Here is a 23,522-nt window from a genome sequence, read left to right on the forward strand (position 1 = left end):
TTAAGAGAACATATGCAAAGCCAAGGCATGTCATTTCAAGATGTAAGCAACTTAATCCTTAAGGAAATTAATAATAATAATTTCCTTAAGGCATTAAAAATTGCTAATTCGATTAAAAGTAATGAATCGAGTATTGTAGCGCACCTTCATCACTTAAAATCTATAGCATACCAAAAGAAAAAAGATTATATATTATGTTTAGCCGAGATTGAAAAAGGCATTAAACTAAGTCCACGTCATTTTCATTTAAATGTAAATAAAGCAAAATTATATAACTTGTTGGGTGAACCTGATAAGTCAATAAAACAATATTTAAATGTATTGACTATATATAGTGACGATATAGAAACACTTTATAACATCTCTGTTTTATACTTTAAAAAGAATGAATTTACTAAAGCAAAAGAATACATTGATAAAGCATTTACACTATCCCCTCAAAATGCAGTTATTCTCAGTGCAAAAATAAAAACAGACTTAAAGCTTGAGAAGTTTACTGAGGTCGATAGGCTCACAGATGATTATATTCGCAATTTTGGTGCTGATGCTAGTATTCTCAATAGTAAAGGGTTGGCTTTAAAAGCTTTATGCTTTTGGGATAAAGCAATTATAACTTTTGAGCAAAGCTTAAAATTAAGCCCTGGTTTAGTTGAAGCTAAAAAAAATATGGCCAGCTGCTATCACTTAGCCGGTAAGTTTAAAAAAGCCAAAGCAATATATACAGAACTAACAACTATCAACCCGCTAGATTTAGACAGTCATCATTGGCTAAACCAAATGCTATGGGAAACTGCAGACTCTGGTTTTTTATCCTCATATAACCATGCTTTAAAAATAACTGGAAAAAATACTGCACTGGAAGCTGAGCTTGCACAAAAGCTTTATACATCGGGTAAGCAAACTGAGGCTTACAAAATAGCAAAGCAAATACTCTCTCAAAGCAATTGCCCACAAAAAGCGTTTTCTATAGTGGGTGATTACGAACGTGAAAACAGCTTATTTGATGAATCTTTAGAGACCCATTTAGCTGCCAGTAATAGGTTTAAGAATAATCACGCGTACATAGAATTAGCCAAAAGCTATATTGCGATAGATAAACCAGATCACGCATTGAACATTATAAATAAGTTATTAAATCAAGACGAATATAACCAAGAGTACTTGTGTATTAAAAATACAGCATTGAGATTACTAAAAAGCGAGCTGTACTCATATTACTGCAATTATGATTTATTTGTTATGCAGGAGAAAATAGCAACACCTTCTGGCTTTGCTTCTATAGATGATTTTTTAACTGAGCTTAAAGGTACGTTAAAACAGTATCATTATTATCAAAACCACCCTTTAGAGCAATCTTTAGTGAATGGTTCTCAAACCGCAGAAAAATTATTTGATTATCAACTGCCGATACTAAAAATGCTTAAGCAAGAGCTATACGAGTTAACGTCATGCTTTTTAACAAGGCTTCCAAAAGATAATCAACACCCTTTTTTAAAAAGAAATGTTGGTGATTTTAAAGTGACTGATTCATGGTCGGTAATTCTGAAAGGTAAAGGTTTTCATAAAAATCATTATCACAGCCAAGGTTGGATGAGTTCACCATTTTATGTATCTATACCCACGCTGATATCCGAATCAACCAACCAAGAAGGGTGGTTAAAGCTAGGTGAGCCAGGATTTAATATGCACACTAAGCTTTTACCTGAGACAACATTAAAACCAGAGGAAGGCAAACTTATTCAATTTCCATCCTATTTTTGGCATGGGACTAATACCCTAAATAGTGAAATGGAACGAGTAACAATTGCTTATGACATACTCCCTCAACACACTTAAATTAAGGATAAACAATGAAACATCTTTGTACCGTATTATTAGTAATTTTAGCTTCAGGTTGCACTAGTGCAGCAGCGCTTAAGGCCAGTGAAAGCGATGGCAAAATATGTAAACTCGAAAAAACCACAGGTAGCAACATTGCAACAAGAGTGTGTAGAACACCTGAACAAATTGCTTACCAAGAAAAATTAAGCCAAGAGGCAATGAGAGAGATGACCCGTGGTAGTGTAAAAATTGATAAATAGACTTTAACTTTATAAGTTTATTAACCTCTATTAAAAAATTAATAGAGGTTAAATATTTTTTATTTGATATTAAAGTCCATTACTATACTTATTTTATGCTGATTTCTCATGCTAAAGTATTTGCTTTTATACCTTTTACTATGGAGTAAAATTGCTCATGGTAAAAATATATTGTTGGGTTTATACTTGCTTTGAAACTAAAAAGTTAACTCCAACAAGCAAGAGAGATATAAATGAAAGAAGTTCGATCTTTTATTAAAACAGCATCATTAACTGAGCTAGAAAAAGCACAACAATTAATCACTGATGCGATTGCAAAATATACTGAGCAGCTACAAGCTAAACAGGAAGTGTTGGATCTTTTAAAAGAAAAAGGACTTACGTTAGAAGATTTACAAGACGGTACTGCAGATAAACGTACTAAAGTAAAAGCTAAGTATCGTATTGAAGTAGATGACGAAGTGATTGAATGGACCGGTCGTGGTCGTCGCCCTAAAGCGTTTGAAGGTGTTGATTTACAAAAGCACCTAGCTTAATAAAGTAACAGAGAAGCCACGGCTTCTCTTTTTAATGGCGTATAACTTAATAACTAAACCTTAGGCTAAGGCTTACGCTTTGTACGCTAGATTTAATTGGCCAAAACTTACCTTAAACTCCCCGCAGTCGCTTAGTATTTGTTAAACTGCAGTTCTGGTTATTCTATTTACTATTTTCATGAGCTATAAATTAAGGCCGTATCAGCAAGAGGCCGTAGAGCGCACCGTTTTACATTTTCGAAAAACAAATGATCCTGCCGTGATTGTACTGCCTACCGGTGCGGGTAAAAGCCTTGTTATTGCAGAGCTTGCGCGAATTGCTAAGCAAAAAATTTTGGTGCTTGCACATGTTAAAGAGTTGGTAGAACAAAACGCACAAAAATATAAAAGTTTTGGTTTAGAAGCGAGTATATTTTCAGCAGGGTTAAAAGAAAAATCACTCAACCACCAAGTTACCTTTGCCAGTGTTCAGTCTTTATCGCGTAATTTAAATAAATTAAATGAGCATTATTCTTTGCTTATTATTGATGAGTGCCACAGAGTAAATGGTGATAAAAAAAGCCAATATGGAAAGGTTATAAATACGCTCAAAGAATATAATCCTCAGTTAAAAGTATTGGGTTTAACGGCCACACCTTATAGATTAGGAATGGGGTGGATATACCATCATCATTACCATGGTTTTGTAAAAGGTAATAAAGAAAGTCCATTTAAAAACTGTATATTTGAATTACCGCTCAGGTATATGATCAAACATAATTACTTAACGCCGCCAAATGAAGTGGACGCGGCAATTAGTCATTATGATTTTTCGTCCTTGGCTACTAATGCGTTTGGTCAATATACGACTGATGACATGAATGCGCTTTTAAAAAATAGTGAGCGCGCAACGCAAGCTATACTGAAGCAGGTAATACAATACAGTGAAACCCGCCAAGGCGTGATGATATTTGCGGCAACGGTGATGCACGCGCAAGAAATTTTAACTTATTTACCCGCAGAGCAAAGTGCCCTTATAACTGGCGATACCCCCAATGCAGAACGCGATAAATTAATAAATCAATTTAAACAAAAAAACATAAAATACCTCGTTAATATTTCTGTTTTAACTACCGGATTTGATGCGCCGCATGTCGATTTTATCGCTATTTTACGCCCCACCGAATCGGTTAGCTTATACCAGCAAATTGTTGGCCGTGGGCTTAGGCTAAATGAAGGAAAAACAAACTGCTTAGTTATAGATTACGCAGGCAACGGCTTTGATTTATTTCACCCTGAGGTGGGCGATAAAAAAGGTGATAGCGATAATGAGCCCGTTCAAGTGCTTTGCCCTGGGTGTGGGTTTGCAAATATTTTTTGGGGAAAAACTGATGCTGATGGCAAAGTAGTTGAGCATTTTGGCCGGCGCTGCCAAGGTTTATTAGAAGATGACGAAGGCCATAAAGAGCAATGCGATTATCGGTTTAGGTTTAAAGAGTGCGAACAATGCGGCGCTCAAAACGATATAGCAGCTCGTAAATGCCATGATTGCGGCGCAGTAATGGCCGACCCCGACGACAAGCTACGTAACGCCCTTAATTTAAAAGATGCGTTAGTACTGCGCTGTAGTGGGTTATCAGTGGTAAAACTTAAAGATGATTTAATTAAAATAACCTACTTTGATGAAGATGGTGCAAGTTGCGATGAGGTATATAACCTTGCCAGTAAAGGCGGGCAGTATATTTTTAATAAACAGTTTGGTAAACGCCTAGGGCAGGGGCAAGCGCCTGTCGAATTTAAAAGTGCTGAGCAGGTTATTAAGGCACAGTTTGATTTAGTGCATCCCGATTTTGTTATCGCGCGTAAAAGTAAAAAGTATGGCTGGAAGGTATCTGATAAATTATTTGATTACACTGGCAGCTTTAGAAAAGCTAATCAGTTAAGCGGCTAAGCTTAACTGATTTTTGTTAAGCGGCGTCTTCGTCCATTAAACCCCAGCCATCGCCATAGCCATTGTAACTATTAGCAATACTTTCAAGGTATTGCTCTGCTTGGCCAAGCAATGTGTGCTCTGGCACCATTTGTACATGAGTAATCACTTCCCACACGCCAGTGTCTTTACACTTTTCAACGTTTGCGCTTTGTACTAATGCATCAGAGATTATTTCTTTGGCAAATTTTTCAGCATCAGCTTGTTGTTCAAATAAAATGAAAAAATCGATTTGGTGCATTTTGCTTAAATCAACGCCAGCGGCGGCTATTTCGGCTAAAAGTTGGCCGTTATCATCATCAGGGAATTGCATTAAAAACTCATTTAAAATTAATTTTGTATTCGTAGCCACTATTGTAACCAAAATATTGCTTTAAAGCGTATTAATTTTAACTCTATAGGCTTTAAAAGGGAGTGAAATTTGGTTCAAGATTACTATTAAGTTAATGTGTTGCTCATTATGGCTATGGTAGTATGCAACTCATTGGTGGTTAAATTTTAAAGAATAAAAAGTAAGGATATTTACTTGTTCAAACAGTTATTACGTTTTGTGTTTTTTTTAGCTTTTTTTATAAGCACTCAAGCCAGCGCTGAGCAAAGGGTAATTGAAGATTACGAAATTAAAGGGATTAGTGGCGAGTTAGAAAGTAACGTTGAGCTATATTTAAAACAACTGGTTGGCGAAAAACCCACCAGAACCTTGCGCCGCTATGCTAAAAAACAAGTGCAAAGCAGTATTAAAGCGCTGGGGTATTACAACCCAACGGTAGACATTGAGTTTGATAAAGACGACAAAGAGCTTATCGTTAAAGTAGAGCGCGGCCCTGCAACGCGCATAGAAGCTATTAATATAACGCTTAATGGTGAGGGTAAAAACGACTCGCAATTACAAAACGTTATTAAAAACTTAAATTTAACCCAGGGCGATGTTCTTAATCATGGCAGGTACGACTCAGCTCATAAAAAAATAGAGTCAATGCTATTAGAGCTAGGCTATTTTGATGCTAAATGGCCAGCCCGAAAGCTTGCGGTATCAGTGCAAAAAAACAGTGCCGATATTACATTTAATATAGATACCGGCGTGCGCTACACGTATGGCAATATAATCATTGCCAGCGAAACCCCCGCAGAAAAATACATTCGTTCACTTGCACCTTTTACCCAAGGGCAAGCTTATAAAGCCACACAAATTGCCGATTATAACCTTGAGCTCTCAAGCACACCGTATTTTGCAAGCGTGCGTATTTATGCCGATATACCAGCAAGAGCCAACGGACAAGTGCCTATAAATATTGATGTGCTACACAAACCTGCTAATAGCTACGAAGTAGGCGGTGGCTTTAATACCGAGCTGGGCCCGAAAGTGCGTTTTAAATGGAGTAAACCCTGGATCACAGAAGATGGGCATTATCTGGAAAGCAATTTAAATGTAGCTGAGAAACAGCAAGATATTTCTATGGCGTACACCATTCCGGTAGATGACCCTAACGACGATTTATGGCGTTTATCAGTGGGTTACAAGTTAGAAGATGAACTTGCCGATGACATATACAGTGAAATACTGACCGGCCAACTGCAGCGCCAATGGTTAACTGAAGATAAATGGGTACGCACGGCCTTTTTACGTCGAGACCAAGAAACATACCGCATTGGTGATGAACCAGAAGAAAGCACCGAAATGCTTATGCCTGGTATTAGCTATGCCCGTAAAAAGTCAAAAGGAGGCACAACACCTTATTGGGGTGAGCAGTGGCTAATTTCGGGTGAATTTGGTTTAGATGATGTACTTTCAACCACAAACTTAGTGCGGGTGCAGCTGCAGCATGCGTGGCTGCGAACCTATTTAGATAAACACTTAGTTTTTTTAAAAGCAAACGTGGGCGCCATGCTGGTCGATAATATTGAAAACGTACCTTACTCGCTGCGCTTTTATGCCGGTGGTGATCAAAGTGTACGTGGTTTTGCTTATCAGTCTATTTCTCCTGAAGATGAAGACGGTGATTTAATTGGTGGTAAATACTTACTAACCAGTACTATTGAATACAATTACCAATTTGCACAAAATTGGCGCGCAGCTTTATTTGTTGATGGCGGTACTGCCACAAATGACTTTTCGGACGACTTTGAAGTGGGCGCAGGCTTTGGCTTTCGTTATTTAACACCCATTGGCCCCGTAAAAGTAGACCATGCATGGGGGCTTACTAAAGAAAGTAAAAGCACACGTTTAAGCATTACCATAGGGCCAGAAATTTAATGTCAGTATTTAAAAAAATATCCGCCGCCGTCATCGGCGTTTTAATCACGCTTGCCGTTATTATATTTTGTTTGTTATTTACTGCGCCCGGTAATCAATTTATTGCTTATAGTGCCAATAAAATGGTGGATGGCTTACATATCGAGATTAAAAAAGGGCGCTTTTTATATAACAACCCGTTTAATGTGAGCTTTAAAAACCAAAGTACAGATTTTAAAGCGCAGCAGCTTAAAATAGATTTATTTTGGTGGCAGTGCGATGGCCTATGTATTGAAAATGTAAGTGCGCGGTCAATCAAACTTGCCCTTGGCAATACACCTGAAGCCACACAACAGAGCAACCAAAAGCCATTAGCTAAAATTACGTTTCCCTTTAATATTGCCGTTAAAAATGTAGCAATAAACGAATTTGTATTAAATCACCCCAGTGCTGATGTAACCGTAAATAACTTTACCCTTGCAGCGAAAGCTGAAGATGCAACCTTAGCACTAAAAAGCCTAACTATTAGTGATGTATTGGTAAAGCTTAAAGAGCAACCCGCTTCATCTAATCAAGCAACGGCTAATCAAGGCCAGGCGCTAACAGCGCTGCCTGCGTTACCTGATATAGAATTTACATCGCCCCTTAATTTACGGGTAGAGCAGTTTGACGTTAAAAAGGTGGATATTGAGCAAGGTGAGCAAACTCACACAATCGAAAATATAGCGCTTGTATTAAATGTAGAAGATGAAAAAGTTAACTTACAAACGCTTAGCGCGCAGTACCAACAATGGCAATTAAATACAGAGTTAACTAGTGAGCTTGCAGGTAATTTACCAATAAACGCTAAAGTAGCGCTAAACAGCGACTTGCACCAAGCGAATTTAGCGTTAAGTGGTGACCTATCTGATTTAAATATAAATTTACACACGACTGGTCAGTACCCATTAAATTTAACGGCAACGGCTAATTTAAAACAAAAAAATTATCCGTTTGAACTTACCGGTAAAGTTGAGCAATGGTTGATTGACGCTCAAAGTAACGAGCTAAAAGTAAATAATGTTGATTTATCAGCCTCGGGTAATGCGGATGATTACACGCTAAGTTTAAAGGCGCATAGCCAATTAGGTGCCTATCCAGCTGTAGTACTAAACACGCAATTAAACGGCTCGCTTAGCCAAGCGCAGCTAAGTACCTTAAGCCTAAACGCAAACGATAGTAGTGCAATATTTAAAGGTAATGTTAATTGGCAAAAGGGCATACAAGCCGACTTTACCGGTTCGTTAAATAGCTTAAAAGCACAATACTTAACAGATGCGCTTACAAGTAATATCTCTGGCCAGCTAGAAGGGCGCTTTAACAGCGAAGGGCAAAACTGGCACTTGCAAATGGATAATACACAACTTGCAGGTAAACTGAACCAAACACCGCTTGAATTTGCCTCAAACTTTACACTTAACAATACGCTAAAAGCCAACATAGACAGCCTATATTTAAGTAGCGGTGCCAATAAATTAACCTTGAGCGGGCAAGTTGACGACACCTGGCAGGTTGACGGAAAAGTAACATTGACAGGAAATGAGCAAACTAATCTGCCATTCGTTGCAAACGGTAAGGCCGATTTAAAAGTTAGAGGACCCCGTTTAACCCCCGCCGTTGATTTATCGTTATTACTCGATAACTTTATGTATAACGACATAAACGTTAATAAACTCACCCTTAAAGGCCAGCTCGATACAGCCGCAGATTGGCAAACCGATGTGAGCTTAAACGTAGGCTCAGCAATGGTTGCTGATCAGGTAATTAATAGTGTTGAGCTAACTGCCACTGGCGATAAAACCGACCATCAGCTGGTTGCCGCCATAGATGCAGAGCAAGGCGCTGCTGAGCTTGAAGTAACCGGTAAGCTCAATAATGACGTGTGGAATGGCTCGCTCAGTAATATAACGCTAAGTGACAAAAAGCTCAGCTTTAGTAATAGTAAAAAAATTGCGGTGATGTTTAATACCCAAACCAGCGATTTTGATGTGAGTGCGCATTGCTGGCGCTCAAACAAAAGTGAGCTATGTATTAACACCCTTGCGCAAACTAAAAACTTGGGTCAATTTAATGCTACGTTGAGCAATTTAGCGCTTGAAGAGCTTAAACACTTTTTACCAGATAACATGCGTACGCGTGGCGATATAAGCGGCGACTTTGCTGCAAATTGGAACGAGGGCGCTTTAAAAACACTTCGCGCTAATTTAAATGCGCACGACCTTGTTGCTGTTCTTACCTCTGAGGAAGACCGGTTTAGATTACCCATCGAAACGCTAAAAGTTAGTGCCTACACTGACTCTCAAACGGGTAAGCTAGAGGCCGATTTACGTTCAAGTGTGCTAGGTAAAATAGCCACCGAAATTAATATTGATGGTATTCAAAATCAGCAAACATTAAACGGTCACCTTAATATAAATAAAATATTGCTATCAGACTTACATCCCTTTCTCGAAACCCTTGAGCAATTAAAAGGCGATATAACAGGAAACGTGGCAGTAGCCGGCACTTTGCAAGACCCTCTATTAAATGGTGAACTAAATGTCAGTGATATCAATTTAGAAGGTGAGCAGTTGCCGGTGGTGTTACAAAAATCTAACGTAAACATTTTATTTGATAAAACCACCGCCACAATTAAAGGTAATTTAAACGACACCCAAGGCGGTAAAATCAACCTAACCGGCGACGTAGATTGGCAAGGCGCCCAGCCTGAGGTAAATGTAAGCGTTAACGGCGAGCAGTTTTTTGTACGTGCGCAGCAAGGCGTGACGTTTAAAGTATCGCCTGATTTAACCATTGGACTTGCAAATAATGCATTAAAGCTGTCTGGCGAAGTGATTGTGCCTTATGGCAGGGTAATGATTGAAGAGCTGCCAGAGGGCGCCGTTCAAGTGAGCGACGATGAGATTATTGTTGATCAACAAACTGAAACGGCAGAAAACGTGCCGTTTGATTACGATGTAAATTTAAAAGTGATTGTTAAAAACGATGTAAAAATAGAATCGTTTGGTCTTGAGTCGAAAATAGCGGGCGATTTAGCCATCAAAATGAGCCAAGGTGCCCCTATAATTGCCACCGGCGAGCTAAATTTAATTGATGGTACGTATTTAGCTTTTGGCCAAGATTTAATTATTAGTACTGGGCAAATAGGGTTTAGTGGCTCAATTGAGCAACCATTTTTAAATATTAAAGCCATACGTAATCCAGACACCACAGCAAACGATGTTGTGGCAGGTGTTACGCTTACTGGTAACGTTGAACAACCTACCTTAAAAGTGTTTTCTGAGCCGGCAATGGATCAAGCACAAGCGCTGGCCTATTTACTTAATGGGCAGCCGCTAGGCGAGGGCGACAGTTCAAGCGATGCCATGCTTACTCAGTTATTGCTCTCACAAGGGGTGAGCCGCAGTGAAGGCGTTGTATCTAAAGTTGGCGAAACCATTGGTTTATCTGATGTAAGCTTAAGTTCAACGGGCTCTGGCGATAACACTAAGCTTGAAATATCTGGCTATGTAGCGCCTAGCTTACAAGTTAAATACAGCGTAGGGGTATTTGACTCGCTCAGCGAGGTCGCTATTCGCTATCAGCTGCTTTCGCAGTTTTATGTAGAGATCACCAGTGGTTTAAATCAAAATGTTGATTTACTCTATAAGTTTGATTGGGACTAAATAGGCAGTATAAGGATTATATGAAAGGACTATATTTAGCAGCACTAATAACAGGGTTAACTGGCTGCGCCCAATACACAGAGCAACACGCGGGCACTCAACAAACCCCAACCCGTAGCGCAAGCGAGGTAATAAAGCATGCTAAAGCGCACGAATGGCGAAATGTAGACAGGCAAAATGTTTTAAAAATTACGCTGCCTACAGGGGCGGCTTATGTTGAGCTTAACCCACAGCTTGCAGCTAAACATACTGCGCACATAAAACAACTTGCACGAGAAGGCTTTTATAAAAATACCCGTGTTTATCGTTTTGTTGAAGGGTTTGTGGCACAAGGAGGCGACAGCTCAGGCAATAAAGCAATTAAAACGGCTAATAAAACTGTGCCTGCAGAGTTTTACCATAGCACCGCACAGCCGCTTAAAATTACAGAGCTACAAGGCGATGGTTACGCGCCTGTAACGGGGTTTTTAAACGGTTTTGCTGTCGCACAAAACGCCTCTAATACACAAACTTGGCAGGTACATTGCCACGGTGTGTTTGCCATGGCGCGTGGCAATGAGATAAACAGTGCAAGCACTGAATTTTTTGTCACCATTGGCCAAGCTCCGCGCTACCTTGATAAAAATATTACCGTATTTGGAAGAGTGCTTGAAGGTATGCAGCACTTTAATCGTTTACAGCGTAAGCCTGTTGCTAATACGCCATTTAACCCAATTACAAACATTGAGGTATTAGCCGATATTAAGCGTGATAAAAGCACCTTTAATGTTATGAAAACAGACTCGCAATCATTTAGAGAATTGATTGAGGCGCGAAAAAATCATACCGAACCTTGGTTTGTATACGCCCATAATTATGTTGATGTGTGCGCTATGCCTATTCCGACTAAGCGCATTGATTAACTTATAACGGGTATAAAAAAGGAGCTTAAGCTCCTTTTTTATGGTGATATTTAAGTCGATTGGTATTACTGGCGATTAATTTTTACCGCAAAAGGCGTATCGTTATAGTGCGTTGAGCGATACGGATTTATATCCAGCCCACCGCGGCGTGTATAACGCGCATAGACTTCAAGCTCTTTAATGTTTAGCTGCGTGGTTAAATCACTATAAATACGCTCTACACATTGCTCATGAAACTCATTGTGGGTTCTAAATGAAATTAAATAACGCAAGAGTGCCTCATGGCATATTTGCTCACCAGTGTAACGAATAATTATACTGGCCCAATCTGGCTGCGAGGTAATTAAGCAGTTAGATTTAAGCAAATGGCTATGCAGGGTCTCAGTAACTAGGGTGTCACTTTTTGATTTAAGTGAGTAGGCGTCAATATCGTAGTTATCTATTTCAATATCTAAATCGTCAATACATTGCCCAGGTAATGGCGTGCAAGGTAAGCAGTTATAGTCATCAGGTGCGTATAACGTTACCGCTACATCGCTATTTACCGCATTTGATAAGTCTTCAATTAAATGCTGTTTTACCACCTCAATACTTTCAAAGCGGGTTTGATTAAAGCTATTTAAGTAAAGTTTAAACGACTTAGACTCAATAATATGGCTGCTTTGGCACGCAAAAGTAAACAGCGCCACGGCAACCTGCGGTTTACCTTTAGCGTTTAACCACGAAAGCTCATAACCTGTCCAAATATCTTGGCCTTTAAAGGGCAACTCGGCTTCGTCAATATTTAAAGCATCACGATTTAACTTGCGGGCAATAGGAAAAAGCAAGCTAGGCGAATATACATCTACATATTCAGTAGATTGTCCTAACACACTACCTTTAAGGTCTGGAGAATTGCTGTAATCTGTCATGTTTGCTCTTAAATAGTTACAATAGGGACATTATATCTAATTTAAATGAGTTTCGCAGTATGTCTGTTGCAATGCAAATGGCCCAACTTCACACGCAATTTTGTGAAAAAACCGTTAATAATACCGCTAAATATCCGCTTATGGCACACGATGAACAATGGCCTAGCCCTTGCGAGTTTGGCGAGGTAGACGCACAAGGCAATATTCAATGGAAAAGTGCTTTGCAAACCCCCGCAGGTTCATTATCAGATTTAGCTAGCGCGCTTGAGCTGAACTTCCCAGCAGGGGTTGATGAGTTTTATGGGCACATGTATGGCGGTAGCATTTTAGCCAGCATAGATGGTCATCGTGTGGAGTTATTACAAGCTTGGAATAAAGATGATTTTGACCTGCTGCAACAAAATATTACCGGTCATGTATTAATGAAACGAAAATTAAAGCAGCCAGAAACCCTATTCATTGGTTTAACTGAGCAAGATGACTTACTGGTTACCGTGCAGGTAAATACCGGTGAGGTATGTTTAGAGTACGTAGGTAAAAAGCCTCATCATGTACTTGCACCCAATATAGAATCTTTTTTAAAAGCGCTTGAGGTTTAGATTAATTAAACCAATGTGCAGTAATCGTTAATTATTGTGCAGGATAAGCCCTGTGCAAGATGCGTTAAAGGTTGCTTAGTTATTACAGCGAAAAGAGCGATATTGTAGCCTTACTCGCGGCCTTTACTTAATTTAATTGAGCATTAAAAAATCAGCTTAGTGCAATGCATTAAGCTGATTTTGTACAAGGTGTGTAACTTTATTTTGCAAAGTGCAGGCTTTTAGTTACTGAAAATCCCACGAAACATTAGATACCAACCCACATGGCTCACACCTAAAATCAAATAACCCAAACCAAGGCTCTGGCAATTTCCACTCACTATTGCAGCTAGGGCATTTACGCTCAAGTTCTGAGGCTTTATCTACACCGCCTACACGGTATAAATAATAATAAACCGGTTTTTGAGTTAAAAAGCGGATACGTTTAGCAATGTCTTTACCGCGGCGGTATAAGTCACTTTGTGTGCTTGATATTTCTTCAAGCGCTGGAAATTCACACCGAGTAGCGCCGTTAATTTGTATTTGATCGCAGGCTTGCCAATCTTCTTGCCATTTTATGAGTGTTTTATAATCCCCATTAGCAATGGCCGGAATAGTAAACAATGGCACGGGTAAAAAGTCATCACCACAATACAGTGGGCTACAGGTATGCACATAGGTTGTGTATAAAATATAGCTTGAAGGCGATTTACAGGTATCGGCACCGTTTGAGTGAATGTCTTGGCCGATAACTTTTATTTTAGGGGCGAGTAAACCTGCACTGTGCAGCTTCTCAATACTGTGTTTTACAAAAGGGCTATTATTTAATGGGTGCATGGCGTCTTCGGTTGGGCACATTACACGGGTAATAAAATAGCCATCTTTTAGTACAGTTGGGAATTCTTCACCCATAATTTGGCCGTTAAAACGCAGTGCATTAACTAATCGGTTAATGGCTTGCTCGGCGTGCTCTAGGGTGGTGTCTTGGTAGCAGTCAAACGTTAAATCAACAACGAACATTTATAGTCTCAAATTATTTTTGCTCTAACAGGGCTAGCAACCTATCGAGTTTTTTCTCAATGCGATCGAGTTGAGATGTTTTAGGCTCAACGATGCTCTGCTCAGGGTTTTTCATTAAATTATGAATTGAATCAGGGTTATTTTTATATTGGCTTACTGCGGCAATAATAACCGGCATAGGCACAGGTTGTGCTAAACGGCTTTTAGTTAGGGCAACAGTAGGGGTTTTGCCTTCATCAAGAAGGACTTTAATTGCATCAAATACAACTGCATTCATTAGATTTGTAACTCTTTAATATATAAGCGCAGCAAGTGTTTGCTGCGCGGGTGCTATAGTAGCAACAATACCAAGGCGCATAAAGCCTTGGTATAAGCAGAGGGGGGGATTATACCAATTCGCAATATTACTTAATCATTTTGCGGGGCTAAACGGGTCGCTACCTGTGTTAAAAATTTTACATTTAGAACAAGCAAATAGTTAATTTTTGCTTAGCTATAAACACGTTTATCGAGCCTCAAAATAGGTCGCATAATTAAGCAAATTAGTATTACTTACCTTCTTGGCGAAGCCTCACATCAAGTTCATCAATTACTTCACTCCACGCGCCATCTTCTGCTAGCGATTCTGCTAAAAAATGCTGCTGTGATTCATCCCAAAAAGGAGCTTGTTGTAAAAGCGTTGTGTCTTCTAGTGTGTGAGAAGCAATAAAATCGTCAATCTGTTGTTCTGAGCTAGGTAAACCCAATTGTGCAAACAACGTTTTCATATCGTGTTTTGTCGTATCCATATTATTACTCCATCTGATTAAATTAAACCAAGCTTAGAGCCAGACTATAGGCTTTGCTAGTTAAACTCTCGCTGAATTGACGGTATTTTTGCTTTAGGTATATAGTTAACTTGCAGTATAGATAAACATCTTCGCCATACAATTGCTAATTACTTTATATACGGTAAATAGTTTGGCAACGTTGAGGGTAGTAAAGCAAAAAGGATACACAATGACAGTCACCTCTAATGAGCACACATTAAGCGTACAATACCTTGCCCCTGAAGATATAAGCACTGCAGGGAGTTTAATCTATCAGGCCTATCATGATGATCCGCTACTTCAAAATTTATTAGGTTATGATCAACATAATATGGCTGCCTACGAGAAAAAATTACGCTCAGTGATACGCGAAGAGCTCAGTGCTTTTTGGCAAGAAAAACTGCCATTAATAGGCTTGTACCGCGATGATAAATTAAAAGCAGTGGCGTGTGTATTTGAGTCGAGCAGCCAATTACAACCAGAGCGTTATTGGCATTGGCGCTTAAAGTTAATGCTGAGCGCAGGGTATTTGCAAACCAACCAACTAATAGAAAAAGAGCAAACAATACGCACTGCGCTTAATGAGATTGGCGATTACTACTATTTAGCGTTTATTGCGGTAGACCCGCACGTGCAAGGCCACGGGCTTGGGCGATACCTGTTACGAGGCTTAGATGATTTAGCAACTCAAAACACAGGGGCTAAAGGGCTTGCCGTTTTTGTTACACGCCAAGAGCATAATACGTTTTTTAAATCAGAAGGATTTAGCACTTTTAAAGCACTTGCCTTTAATAAAGTATCCGGAGAGCTTCTTTTTAAACCATATGCAAAGTAAGTCTGTAAGCGATAAGCGCCATTACGGACATATGCCCGTGAGATATATCTTACATTGGCGTGCGCATTATCAGTTACGGTCGTTCACAAATGCAGCTTTAGAAGGGTAAGATTTTGTTTTATATGTGGTTTTATATTTTTTCATATATATTACGAAAAATTAATTTTGTTTACCTAGTAGGATGAAACCCAAACTCGCGTAGTATTTAACTTGTCAAGACGACATAGCTTAATGACTAAGCTACTGCCAAGGATACGGAATAGGCAACATAGCAGATGCTAGCAGGAAGCATAAAGGACAAGTTAAAAAGGACGCAAGGACGAACTAGGAAGTGCATGAAGCGCTTAGTAGTTGGAACTACTTAAGGATATTTACGGATGAGGCTACAGGAAGTAGCAGGAGCGTTAGTTTACGCAGGATGGCCAAGGCGGCAAGTGGAAAATGCAGGATGCATTTAAAGTGGCAGGAGCTACTTAAAAGGATGACCAAGGATGATGCTACAGCAAGTAGCCAAGCGTTAGTTTACGTGGGTTAGCCAGGATGGTTATGGATTTTGCAGGATGCAATGTTGAGGGTAAATAGGGTTGTTTACTCGTTCAGGGGATGATAATACGGATTTTGGGTCAAGGATAACAAGCAGGATGCTGTAAGAGTGGGGCGTAACTTTTGTTACGCCTTAGTTTTATGTATTAACTTATTTTAGTGGTTTCACTTTAACCCCACCGGTTTTAACGATTAAAGTTAAATTTTGTGTGGCGGCACAACAACGCTTTTTAGCATTTCATTTTCCATAATTAAAATACCTTGATAGGCATTTTCGCCATCACTTGAAAACTCAAACATAAATTCGCTTTTGATCCCCGGTTTGCCATTTTTTAAAATGCCAAAGCGGCGTTTTGTGCACGCTACGCTCATTAACTGAACCTGTAATTGCTCAGCTTGGCGCGCGGCATGACTGTTAGCAGCTTCTGCTACTTTTCGGTTTAGCCAAAATAAGTAAATTACAGCGCCAATGGCGATAAACGTCCACAAAGTAGCCATTAAGAGAACAACCTTCCAATTGCGCGAGCGAGCGTTTCGCTGCGGTTTTCTTTACGTAATAAGCCTAGTAAGTGTGGGCGTATAGTGGGTATTGCAACTAAATCAGCAAAGATACTGGGAAATAGCTCGGCAATTTGCTGGTGGTGCGCACAATTATCCATAAAAATATGTAAGCGTTCAGGCTCTTCTAGTTGAGAAAAGCATCGCCCTGCAATCGTTAAAAGTACATCTGAATCAGTGCCAACAGATGAGCTTAATGCAGCATCTACTAGTTGTGTACACAGCCCTTGGGCTTGGCCTTTTGAAAGCGAGCGCAGTGCGGCAGTTAGTGCAATTGTATCGTTATTTTCAATGGCAGTGTGGCCATAGGCGACTAAAAGCTCACTGAGTGATGGCGGTATTTCTACATGTTCAAGCATGGCGCTCAAAGGCTGCAATACCTCTAGTGGTAAATGCGGCCAAGCTTTTTGCAAGTTTGCTAAGTTGTTGTCGTTATTTAAGCGCAGTGCAAAATCGGCAATCCCTTGTAGCGCAACGCTTTGCCAATCATCAAAACCTAAAGCGCCACTAAAGTACAGCTGCGTGTGCTCGTAATATTTAGAGGCTGGTTGCTTTAACAATACTTTAAGTTGGGCGTTAAAAGCCGCTAATTTATTTGCATTAGGGGTAAACACATAAGGGTTATTATCTAGCTTACCATCGGCTTGCTCGCCGGTAATCTCGCTGCCTAGGGCTTCAATTACCATATTAGCGAAATGATCGCGGCTCGCGCTCACTAATTTACTTTGCTCATCAAGTGGAAACTTTAAAAACCATACATAAGGTTCTTTACTTGCTTTGCTATCCCAAAATTGAATAGCCAGCCATGCATGCCCCGCAAGCGGATAAGGATAAGGAACTTGCGCTTGCTCAATAGCTAAAAACTGTTTTTTATCAAGCTTAGTAATATGCCTACCAATATCAAAAGCACGCCATTGTGTACCGGCGCCATCTAAAAGTTGGCCAAGTGTCGCTATGTGTTCGCTCATCGTTATCTCAATTGTTTTTACTGCAAAATTACCTTAATTATACGCCATAGCAGGCATTGAGGGAACAGGGTATAATTGCCCTATAACGTAAAAAGAAGAGTGGTTATGTATCAGCAAACGCAGGCTTATTTAAACCAATTAAGCACACTTTTAAAAAAACATAAGCTGTGGCAAAGCACGCCAATAGAGGCGCATAAATTACAATCTCAAGTGCCTTTTTGTCACGATACCATGGCATTTGAGCAATGGTTACAGTTTGTATTTATTGAAAAAATGCAGCAATTAATAACGCTCAGCCAACCATTGCCGCAAAATTTTGCCATTGCGCCTATGGCAGAGATGGCGTTAGTGGATAAAACCGGCAGCGGCGAAATTATAACGCTACTTAGTGAACTTGATGCTTTTTTAGGTAAACCCCATGACTGAAAAGGGTGAACCTGTAGAGTACGGCGAGCTTAATATTCTTTACCAAGACGAATACTTTGTTGCCATAGATAAGCCCGCAGGCTTATTGGTTCATCGCTCTTTTTTAGATAAACACGAAACTCAATTTGCAATGCAGATGCTGCGCGACCAATTAGGGCAACATGTATTTCCGGTGCACAGGCTAGATAGACCAACATCAGGTGTGCTGCTATTTGCTTTAAGTTCAGAATCTGCCCGAGACATGAACAAGCTATTTATTGAAGGCACTATAACAAAACGTTATTTAGCGCTTGTACGTGGTTTTGCGCCTGAATCGGTGTTTTTAGATAAACCGTTAAAAGAAGAGCTTGATAAAATAGCTGACAAATTTGCCACGCAAGATAAAGCGCCACAAGCGGCGCAAACGAAATTTAATTGTCTGCATCAAGCCACGCTACCAATTCCTATTGGTAAATACCCCACGGTGCGTTACTCGCTCGTAGAGTGTTTCCCAAAAACGGGGCGAAAGCATCAAATTAGGCGCCACCTTAATCATTTATCAATACCTATTATTGGTGATGTAAACCATGGTGATAACCAGCATAATCAATTTTTTAGGGAGCATTTTGCACTGAGGCGGTTAATGCTATTTGCAACGCAGCTTAGTTTTGTGCACCCTTACACGCATAAACCCATCGTAATTAAAGCGCCACTAGGTGAAGACATGCTTTGTATATGTAAGCAACTAGGTTGGCCACAGCAAGAAAAGGATTATTAATGGCACATATTAGTATTTTTGTAGGCAGCGTTAACGGCGGTGCAGAACGTTTAAGCTACGACGTTGCAAATACAATTGAAAAAGCGGGGCACACTGCGAGCGTTATTAGTGAGGCCTCACTTGATGATATTAAAAACGCCTCACATATATTAGTTGTTACCTCTACCACAGGGCAAGGCGATGTACCTAGCAATTTAGCAGGGCTCTACTTTGCTATGAATAGCACATTTCCGATGCTAACTGATAAGCCATTTGGTGTTATAGCCATGGGCGATAGATGCTACGGCGATACGTTTTGCGGTGCAGGGCGCAGCTTTGATGAGCTACTTCGTGACTTGCAAGCTAAGCCAGTAGGAAACCGTTTAGAAATAGATGCCTGCGAAGACTTTGAGCCATGGCCTGTAGCAGAGCCGTGGTTAAAAGCATGGCTTGAAAAATTACCAGCTTAGTCACATCAATGCGCAATAATGCTTAATCATTTTGCGGGGTTAAACGTGTCGCTACCTGTGTTAAAAAATGCTCATTTACGACTGCATGGATGCAGAAGGTAGAGCCATGCAGGAGCAATTGCCGAGAACAACTAAATAGCGAATTTATTGCCTAGCTATTAACACCTTTTTCCGGCCTCAAAATAGAGCATTTAATTAAGCGAATTGGTATTAACTGCTTATATGTACAAAAAAAGGAGCGCATGCGCTCCTTTTTTAATTATTAAACCGTTGGTTAACTACTTCTTACATCAACCTTAAGCTTTAACTTTTGGCCTGGCTGTAAATACTTTTGGCCGGCTAAGTTATTCCACTTAATAATTTCGTTTACGGTTAAATTAAATTTAGACGCAATACGTGCAAGCGAGTCACCACGGCGTACTTTGTACGTAATGGTGCGATTAGTACTTGCAGTTGCTTGTGGTTTACTCGCTGATTTATAAACAATGAGCTTTTGATTTAAGCGCAATACTGAGTTTTTCTTCAGTTTATTCCACGAGGCCAGCTCATCCATGGTGACATCGTATTCGCGACTAATGTCCCACAGGGTGTCGCCACTTTTAACCGTGTGCGACAGCTTAGTACGGGTAGCTTTATTAGCAGCTAAACGCATTTGCTTAGGTAAATGTTCGCTATTAATTGCCCCATCGGTTAAGGGTACTAATAACTGTTGGCCAATACGTATGGTGTTTGACTTTAATTTATTAAGCGAGCGAATAGCACTGGTGCTGGTGGTAAACTTTTTAGCAATAACCGATAGGCTATCTCCGCGCGCTACAGTGTATTGCTGCCAGCGTAAGCGGTCTTTAACATCTGTTTGCGCCAGCTTTTGGCTGAATTGTTCCGCTTTATCGGTGGGTAATAGTAAAAAGTGCGGACCGTTAGGGTCGGTCGCCCAGCGGTTAAAGCCTGGGTTTAGCCTGTATAATTCAGTAAGAGTCATATCGGCCATATCTGCGGCCAGCGCTAGGTCAATTTGCGTGCCTACATCAACCACTTCTACAACTTGCGCGTTGATAACCGGTTTCCACTTTACATTAAACTCATCAGCGCGTTTTAATAAATCGGCAAGGGCTAAAAGCTTTGGTACATACGCGGTGGTTTCGCTTGGTAAGTCGAGAGACCAAAAGTCTGTTGGTAAATGCTTTTTACGATTTTTTTTAATCGCACGCATTAAACGCCCTTCGCCTGAATTATAAGCGGCAATGGCGTTTAACCAATCGCCTTCAAGGGTTTTGTGTAAATACGATAAGTAATCAAGGGCAGCACGCGTAGATTGCACTATGTCGCGTCGGCCGTCGTACCACCAGTTTTGTTTTAAATCAAAACGCTCGCCAGTGGCTGGCATAAATTGCCAAATACCCGAAGCACTGCGATTAGAGTAGCCAAATGGGTCAAATGCGCTTTCTACAATAGGTAAAAGGGCGATTTCGATAGGCATTTCGCGCTTTTCTACTTCTTCAACAATAAAATGTAAGTAAGGTTCTGCGCGTTTTGAAATGCGGTCTAAATAAGCTTGATGACGCGCATAGTAATTACGCTCGGTAACAACAGGGCGGTTTTGCGGTACATCAATAGACAGTTGGTAGCGAATGCGCTCCCACACATCATCAAAAACGGGGGCGTCTTCGCTCTGCTCAACGTGTTGATATTGGGCGTTTACCATTAATGCATTGTTAATATCGTTAGGGCTTGCGCCTTCTAAGCGCTTATTTGCTTGGGTAGCAGCTTGTGCGTCTGAATCTACGGTTGTTAATGTTTGACAACCACTTAGCGCAAGCGCCAAGGCAATTAATAGAGGAGATTTATTCATATATACCAATACATCAGGTAAAAAAACTCGGCGAATACTACCCGTTATGAGTCAACATTGCCACTTAACGACCAACTTTAACATGTTGATAAAACCATTCGCTATTTTTAAACCAATGGTTTTACCTAGGATATAGCTAACCACGATGCTGCAAAATTAATTACAACAGGTCAACATATCTTAACTAAAAGTTGTCTTTGAATCGTCTCAGACTTGCAAAGTTTTCCCATGGTTCATTGTTTTTTGTAACCAACACAAATTCTTTTGGAATTAATTCTGTAATAGTAGGTAGGTCGCTGCGCATAAACGGATTAACTTTAAGCTCTTGGCCTATTGTACTTGGCAGTGTAATTTCGCCCTTAGCACGCTGTGCATCTACTTTATCGCTGTATTGGAGTAGCTCAGGGTTACGCGGCTCAACGGCTTTTGCAAATGCTAAATTGGCTTGTGTATATTCATGCGTGCAATACACTTTGCAGGTTTTAGGTAGCTCACGCAGCTTATTAAACGACTCCCACATTTGCTCAGGCGTCCCTTCAAATAATCGCCCGCAGCCCCCACTAAAAAGGGTATCGCCTGTAAAAGCCAACTCTTCATGAATATAACAAATGTGATCAAGGGTATGGCCAGGGGTGGTAATAATGTTAAAACGCGTACCCAATACCTCAATGCTATCGCCATCAACCAGTGTATTGGTGATCCCCGCAAACGGACTGTTAATAGGACCGTACACTGCAATGTTTGAAAACTGTTTTACAAGCTCGGCTACGCCACCGGTATGATCGCTATGATGATGGGTAATTAAAATGCCACCAAGCTGTAAGTTATGCTCTGCTAAATGCGCTATAACGGGCTGGGCGTCGCCTGGGTCAACCACCCACGCTAGGTCGCTATTATGGGTAGTTAAACACCAAATATAATTGTCAGAAAATGCTTTAATTGCTTTAACTTGCACCATATTAATTTGCTCTATAAAGTGACGGGTAACACCTAGTATAACGAGCTATAAAAATGAAACCAGCCCTTAGTTTTCAAGAAGGACCCAAACCGCTGTCATGGCAGCAGTTCCCTCATGGGGATTATTTACGTGCTGACATTGAACAAAAAATGGATCAATGGCTGCCGCGTATGTTTGGTTACCATATGCTTAAATTAGGTAATTTAAGTGGCGAGCTTAATACCAGCATAAGCACTATAAAACACCAAGTATGTGTTGCCGAAGAGGGGCCTTACACAGGTGTAATAGCCGATATAGACGAACTGCCTTTTTATGAGCACAGTGTTGATGCGTGTATTTTAAGCCACTGCTTAGAGTATCACTCAGACCCACATCACATATTACGCGAGGCGCATCGCACACTTATACCCGGTGGTTACATTGTTATAACCGGATTTAATCCGTTTAGTTTATGTGGATTGGCACAAATGTTGCCCTTTAGCGGCCAAAAGCTGCCGTGGACGGGGCGTTTTTTTACGCCTGCGCGGGTAAAAGATTGGCTTAATTTATTGGGGTTTGAAATTATTAGCGATGAGCGCTTTATTTACTCATCTCTTGCGCGGGGTAACAGGCTTTCGCGGTTTGCATTTTGGCGCAGCTTTGCCAAACAGTATTTAAAACCTATGGGGAGTGTGTATATGCTGGTGGCGCGAAAACGCGTGGCTCCGCTTACGCCTATAAAACCTAAGTGGCATGCAAGGCCGCAGTTTTCACCTGTAAAAGGGGCAGGGCTTAGGCAAACCTCAAAGCAGCACTTTAAACAGTGTGAGCAAAAAAATAATAATAGTTAAAAAATGTAAGTAGGCACTTTTTAACCCAGCCATGAGCCTTACACTCATGGCATTAAAAAGTGCGAAAGCTTTAACGGGTTAAGGCTGATACCCTACATCATCAAGTAGGTTGCTACTGCCTGCAGCGTCACGTGCTAAATCGTCAACTATTTCGTTATATTTATGCCCGCTATGTCCCTTTACCCATTTCCATGTAACCGTGTGCTCGCTACAAGCGCTATCAAGTCGCTTCCATAAATCAACATTTTTAACCGGCTTTTTTGCTGATGTTTGCCAGCCCCTTTTTTTCCAATTTGCAATCCACGACTCAATACCCTGCTTAACATATTGGCTATCTGTGGTGAGGTTAACGGTGCAAGGGCGGGTGAGTGATTCAAGGGCAACAATGGCAGCGAGCATTTCCATACGGTTGTTTGTGGTGAGCTTATACCCTTGGCTTAATTTTTTTTCGTGGCCGTTATAAATCATAAAAATACCATAACCACCAGGGCCCGGATTACCTAAACATGAGCCATCGGTGTAAATCTCTACGGTTTTTTGCACTGTTTTACCTTGATATTATGTACAATAAAGTGATTATAGAAAGATACCAGAGTCAGGCTA

The 23,522-nt window shown here is 40.4% G+C and carries 23 protein-coding genes; 13 read left to right on the forward strand and 10 right to left on the reverse strand.

Annotated features, from left to right (window positions below):
* Positions 1 to 12 precede the first annotated feature (12 nt).
* The 4 genes from AN390_RS14680 to AN390_RS14695 all read left to right on the forward strand — a co-directional run bounded on the left by AN390_RS14680 (position 13) and on the right by AN390_RS14695 (position 4,547).
* On the forward strand, positions 13 to 1,836 hold the full coding sequence (locus tag AN390_RS14680; protein ID WP_162231849.1) for a putative 2OG-Fe(II) oxygenase: 1,824 nt from the start codon (positions 13 to 15) through the stop codon (positions 1,834 to 1,836).
* Between the two features lie 14 nt (positions 1,837 to 1,850).
* The gene (locus tag AN390_RS14685; protein WP_029774020.1) at positions 1,851 to 2,081 is read left to right on the forward strand and encodes a hypothetical protein; all 231 of its coding nucleotides are present in this window, start codon (positions 1,851 to 1,853) and stop codon (positions 2,079 to 2,081) included.
* 233 nt (positions 2,082 to 2,314) lie between these two features.
* Positions 2,315 to 2,617, forward strand: a complete 303-nt coding sequence (locus AN390_RS14690) for an H-NS histone family protein (protein WP_055255222.1) — start codon at positions 2,315 to 2,317, stop codon at positions 2,615 to 2,617.
* A 178-nt stretch (positions 2,618 to 2,795) separates the two neighbouring features.
* A complete protein-coding gene (locus tag AN390_RS14695; protein WP_055255223.1) occupies positions 2,796 to 4,547 on the forward strand; it encodes a DEAD/DEAH box helicase in 1,752 nt (583 codons plus the stop codon).
* A 16-nt stretch (positions 4,548 to 4,563) separates the two neighbouring features.
* Here AN390_RS14695 and AN390_RS14700 read toward each other — a convergent pair whose 3' ends face one another.
* On the reverse strand, positions 4,564 to 4,899 hold the full coding sequence (locus AN390_RS14700; protein WP_024033700.1) for a ribonuclease E inhibitor RraB: 336 nt from the start codon (positions 4,897 to 4,899) through the stop codon (positions 4,564 to 4,566).
* A 237-nt stretch (positions 4,900 to 5,136) separates the two neighbouring features.
* On the opposite strand from AN390_RS14700, the gene AN390_RS14705 reads away from it, so the two are divergent.
* From AN390_RS14705 to AN390_RS14715, 3 genes are read left to right on the forward strand one after another with little or no spacing between them, the layout of a single operon-like run.
* Complete coding sequence (locus AN390_RS14705; protein ID WP_408003177.1) at positions 5,137 to 6,840, forward strand: autotransporter assembly complex protein TamA; 1,704 nt, start codon at positions 5,137 to 5,139, stop codon at positions 6,838 to 6,840.
* Positions 6,840 to 10,523, forward strand: a complete 3,684-nt coding sequence (locus AN390_RS14710) for a translocation/assembly module TamB domain-containing protein (RefSeq protein ID WP_055255225.1) — start codon at positions 6,840 to 6,842, stop codon at positions 10,521 to 10,523. Before AN390_RS14705 ends, AN390_RS14710 begins: the two co-directional genes overlap by 1 nt.
* A 20-nt stretch (positions 10,524 to 10,543) precedes the next feature.
* Positions 10,544 to 11,425 (forward strand): peptidylprolyl isomerase, encoded by an 882-nt coding sequence (locus tag AN390_RS14715; protein ID WP_055255226.1) that lies wholly within the window; start codon positions 10,544 to 10,546, stop codon positions 11,423 to 11,425.
* Positions 11,426 to 11,490: 65 nt separating this feature from the next.
* Here the strand turns inward: AN390_RS14715 and queF are convergent, their stop codons facing one another.
* The gene (gene queF / locus AN390_RS14720; RefSeq protein WP_055255227.1) at positions 11,491 to 12,336 is read right to left on the reverse strand and encodes an NADPH-dependent 7-cyano-7-deazaguanine reductase QueF; all 846 of its coding nucleotides are present in this window, start codon (positions 12,334 to 12,336) and stop codon (positions 11,491 to 11,493) included.
* Positions 12,337 to 12,395: 59 nt separating this feature from the next.
* Here queF and syd point away from each other — a divergent pair, with 59 nt between their 5' ends.
* Positions 12,396 to 12,935, forward strand: coding sequence for a SecY-interacting protein (gene syd, locus AN390_RS14725; protein ID WP_055255228.1), 540 nt, complete (start codon positions 12,396 to 12,398; stop codon positions 12,933 to 12,935).
* Between the two features lie 225 nt (positions 12,936 to 13,160).
* Here syd and AN390_RS14730 read toward each other — a convergent pair whose 3' ends face one another.
* The 3 genes from AN390_RS14730 to AN390_RS14740 form a co-directional block, all read right to left on the reverse strand.
* Positions 13,161 to 13,934: a Zn-ribbon-containing protein gene (locus AN390_RS14730; RefSeq protein ID WP_004585968.1), complete on the reverse strand. Its 774-nt coding sequence runs from the start codon at positions 13,932 to 13,934 to the stop codon at positions 13,161 to 13,163.
* 13 nt (positions 13,935 to 13,947) lie between these two features.
* Complete coding sequence (locus tag AN390_RS14735; RefSeq protein WP_004585969.1) at positions 13,948 to 14,211, reverse strand: hypothetical protein; 264 nt, start codon at positions 14,209 to 14,211, stop codon at positions 13,948 to 13,950.
* A 271-nt stretch (positions 14,212 to 14,482) separates the two neighbouring features.
* On the reverse strand, positions 14,483 to 14,722 hold the full coding sequence (locus AN390_RS14740; protein ID WP_055255229.1) for a DUF2789 domain-containing protein: 240 nt from the start codon (positions 14,720 to 14,722) through the stop codon (positions 14,483 to 14,485).
* 211 nt (positions 14,723 to 14,933) lie between these two features.
* Here AN390_RS14740 and AN390_RS14745 point away from each other — a divergent pair, with 211 nt between their 5' ends.
* Complete coding sequence (locus AN390_RS14745) at positions 14,934 to 15,578, forward strand: GNAT family N-acetyltransferase (RefSeq protein WP_055255230.1); 645 nt, start codon at positions 14,934 to 14,936, stop codon at positions 15,576 to 15,578.
* 741 nt (positions 15,579 to 16,319) lie between these two features.
* On the opposite strand, the gene AN390_RS14750 is transcribed toward AN390_RS14745, so the two are convergent.
* Complete coding sequence (locus AN390_RS14750; protein WP_004585972.1) at positions 16,320 to 16,619, reverse strand: DUF3301 domain-containing protein; 300 nt, start codon at positions 16,617 to 16,619, stop codon at positions 16,320 to 16,322.
* Positions 16,619 to 17,647: a DUF3549 family protein gene (locus AN390_RS14755; RefSeq protein ID WP_024033692.1), complete on the reverse strand. Its 1,029-nt coding sequence runs from the start codon at positions 17,645 to 17,647 to the stop codon at positions 16,619 to 16,621. Before AN390_RS14755 ends, AN390_RS14750 begins: the two co-directional genes overlap by 1 nt.
* A gap of 105 nt (positions 17,648 to 17,752) precedes the next feature.
* Between AN390_RS14755 and AN390_RS14760 the strand changes: the two genes are divergently transcribed.
* The 3 genes from AN390_RS14760 to AN390_RS14770 are packed head-to-tail and all read left to right on the forward strand — an operon-like array spanning position 17,753 to position 19,279.
* Complete coding sequence (locus AN390_RS14760) at positions 17,753 to 18,073, forward strand: YqcC family protein (RefSeq protein ID WP_004585974.1); 321 nt, start codon at positions 17,753 to 17,755, stop codon at positions 18,071 to 18,073.
* The gene (truC, locus tag AN390_RS14765) at positions 18,066 to 18,830 is read left to right on the forward strand and encodes a tRNA pseudouridine(65) synthase TruC (RefSeq protein WP_055255231.1); all 765 of its coding nucleotides are present in this window, start codon (positions 18,066 to 18,068) and stop codon (positions 18,828 to 18,830) included. The genes AN390_RS14760 and truC overlap by 8 nt, the downstream gene beginning before the upstream one ends.
* Positions 18,830 to 19,279: a flavodoxin gene (locus AN390_RS14770; RefSeq protein ID WP_024033689.1), complete on the forward strand. Its 450-nt coding sequence runs from the start codon at positions 18,830 to 18,832 to the stop codon at positions 19,277 to 19,279. Before truC ends, AN390_RS14770 begins: the two co-directional genes overlap by 1 nt.
* A 274-nt stretch (positions 19,280 to 19,553) precedes the next feature.
* Here AN390_RS14770 and AN390_RS14775 read toward each other — a convergent pair whose 3' ends face one another.
* Both AN390_RS14775 and gloB read right to left on the reverse strand, forming a co-directional pair.
* Entirely contained in the window at positions 19,554 to 21,131 is a 1,578-nt protein-coding gene (locus tag AN390_RS14775; protein ID WP_055255232.1) for a LysM peptidoglycan-binding domain-containing protein, read from the reverse strand.
* A gap of 184 nt (positions 21,132 to 21,315) precedes the next feature.
* Positions 21,316 to 22,089: a hydroxyacylglutathione hydrolase gene (gene gloB, locus AN390_RS14780; protein WP_055255233.1), complete on the reverse strand. Its 774-nt coding sequence runs from the start codon at positions 22,087 to 22,089 to the stop codon at positions 21,316 to 21,318.
* Positions 22,090 to 22,142: 53 nt separating this feature from the next.
* Here gloB and AN390_RS14785 point away from each other — a divergent pair, with 53 nt between their 5' ends.
* Positions 22,143 to 22,919 (forward strand): class I SAM-dependent methyltransferase, encoded by a 777-nt coding sequence (locus AN390_RS14785; RefSeq protein ID WP_055255234.1) that lies wholly within the window; start codon positions 22,143 to 22,145, stop codon positions 22,917 to 22,919.
* Between the two features lie 78 nt (positions 22,920 to 22,997).
* Here AN390_RS14785 and rnhA read toward each other — a convergent pair whose 3' ends face one another.
* Complete coding sequence (gene rnhA, locus AN390_RS14790; RefSeq protein WP_004585980.1) at positions 22,998 to 23,462, reverse strand: ribonuclease HI; 465 nt, start codon at positions 23,460 to 23,462, stop codon at positions 22,998 to 23,000.
* Positions 23,463 to 23,522: the final 60 nt, after the last annotated feature.

It is taken from the genome of Pseudoalteromonas sp. P1-11, from assembly GCF_001399995.1.
In the GTDB taxonomy this organism is placed as follows: domain Bacteria; phylum Pseudomonadota; class Gammaproteobacteria; order Enterobacterales; family Alteromonadaceae; genus Pseudoalteromonas; species Pseudoalteromonas atlantica.

Excerpts from the sequence above, each read along its gene's own strand:
- AN390_RS14680 (WP_162231849.1), top strand. The coding sequence starts at position 13 with ATGCAAAGCCAAGGCATGTCATTTCAAGATGTAAGCAACTTAATCCTT.
- AN390_RS14685 (WP_029774020.1), top strand. The coding sequence starts at position 1,851 with ATGAAACATCTTTGTACCGTATTATTAGTAATTTTAGCTTCAGGTTGC.
- AN390_RS14690 (WP_055255222.1), top strand. The coding sequence starts at position 2,315 with ATGAAAGAAGTTCGATCTTTTATTAAAACAGCATCATTAACTGAGCTA.
- AN390_RS14695 (WP_055255223.1), top strand. The coding sequence starts at position 2,796 with ATGAGCTATAAATTAAGGCCGTATCAGCAAGAGGCCGTAGAGCGCACC.
- AN390_RS14700 (WP_024033700.1), bottom strand. The coding sequence starts at position 4,899 with ATGCAATTCCCTGATGATGATAACGGCCAACTTTTAGCCGAAATAGCC.
- AN390_RS14710 (WP_055255225.1), top strand. The coding sequence starts at position 6,840 with ATGTCAGTATTTAAAAAAATATCCGCCGCCGTCATCGGCGTTTTAATC.
- AN390_RS14715 (WP_055255226.1), top strand. The coding sequence starts at position 10,544 with ATGAAAGGACTATATTTAGCAGCACTAATAACAGGGTTAACTGGCTGC.
- queF (WP_055255227.1), bottom strand. The coding sequence starts at position 12,336 with ATGACAGATTACAGCAATTCTCCAGACCTTAAAGGTAGTGTGTTAGGA.
- syd (WP_055255228.1), top strand. The coding sequence starts at position 12,396 with ATGTCTGTTGCAATGCAAATGGCCCAACTTCACACGCAATTTTGTGAA.
- AN390_RS14730 (WP_004585968.1), bottom strand. The coding sequence starts at position 13,934 with ATGTTCGTTGTTGATTTAACGTTTGACTGCTACCAAGACACCACCCTA.
- AN390_RS14735 (WP_004585969.1), bottom strand. The coding sequence starts at position 14,211 with ATGAATGCAGTTGTATTTGATGCAATTAAAGTCCTTCTTGATGAAGGC.
- AN390_RS14740 (WP_055255229.1), bottom strand. The coding sequence starts at position 14,722 with ATGGATACGACAAAACACGATATGAAAACGTTGTTTGCACAATTGGGT.
- AN390_RS14745 (WP_055255230.1), top strand. The coding sequence starts at position 14,934 with ATGACAGTCACCTCTAATGAGCACACATTAAGCGTACAATACCTTGCC.
- AN390_RS14750 (WP_004585972.1), bottom strand. The coding sequence starts at position 16,619 with ATGGCTACTTTGTGGACGTTTATCGCCATTGGCGCTGTAATTTACTTA.
- AN390_RS14755 (WP_024033692.1), bottom strand. The coding sequence starts at position 17,647 with ATGAGCGAACACATAGCGACACTTGGCCAACTTTTAGATGGCGCCGGT.
- AN390_RS14760 (WP_004585974.1), top strand. The coding sequence starts at position 17,753 with ATGTATCAGCAAACGCAGGCTTATTTAAACCAATTAAGCACACTTTTA.
- truC (WP_055255231.1), top strand. The coding sequence starts at position 18,066 with ATGACTGAAAAGGGTGAACCTGTAGAGTACGGCGAGCTTAATATTCTT.
- AN390_RS14770 (WP_024033689.1), top strand. The coding sequence starts at position 18,830 with ATGGCACATATTAGTATTTTTGTAGGCAGCGTTAACGGCGGTGCAGAA.
- AN390_RS14775 (WP_055255232.1), bottom strand. The coding sequence starts at position 21,131 with ATGAATAAATCTCCTCTATTAATTGCCTTGGCGCTTGCGCTAAGTGGT.
- gloB (WP_055255233.1), bottom strand. The coding sequence starts at position 22,089 with ATGGTGCAAGTTAAAGCAATTAAAGCATTTTCTGACAATTATATTTGG.
- AN390_RS14785 (WP_055255234.1), top strand. The coding sequence starts at position 22,143 with ATGAAACCAGCCCTTAGTTTTCAAGAAGGACCCAAACCGCTGTCATGG.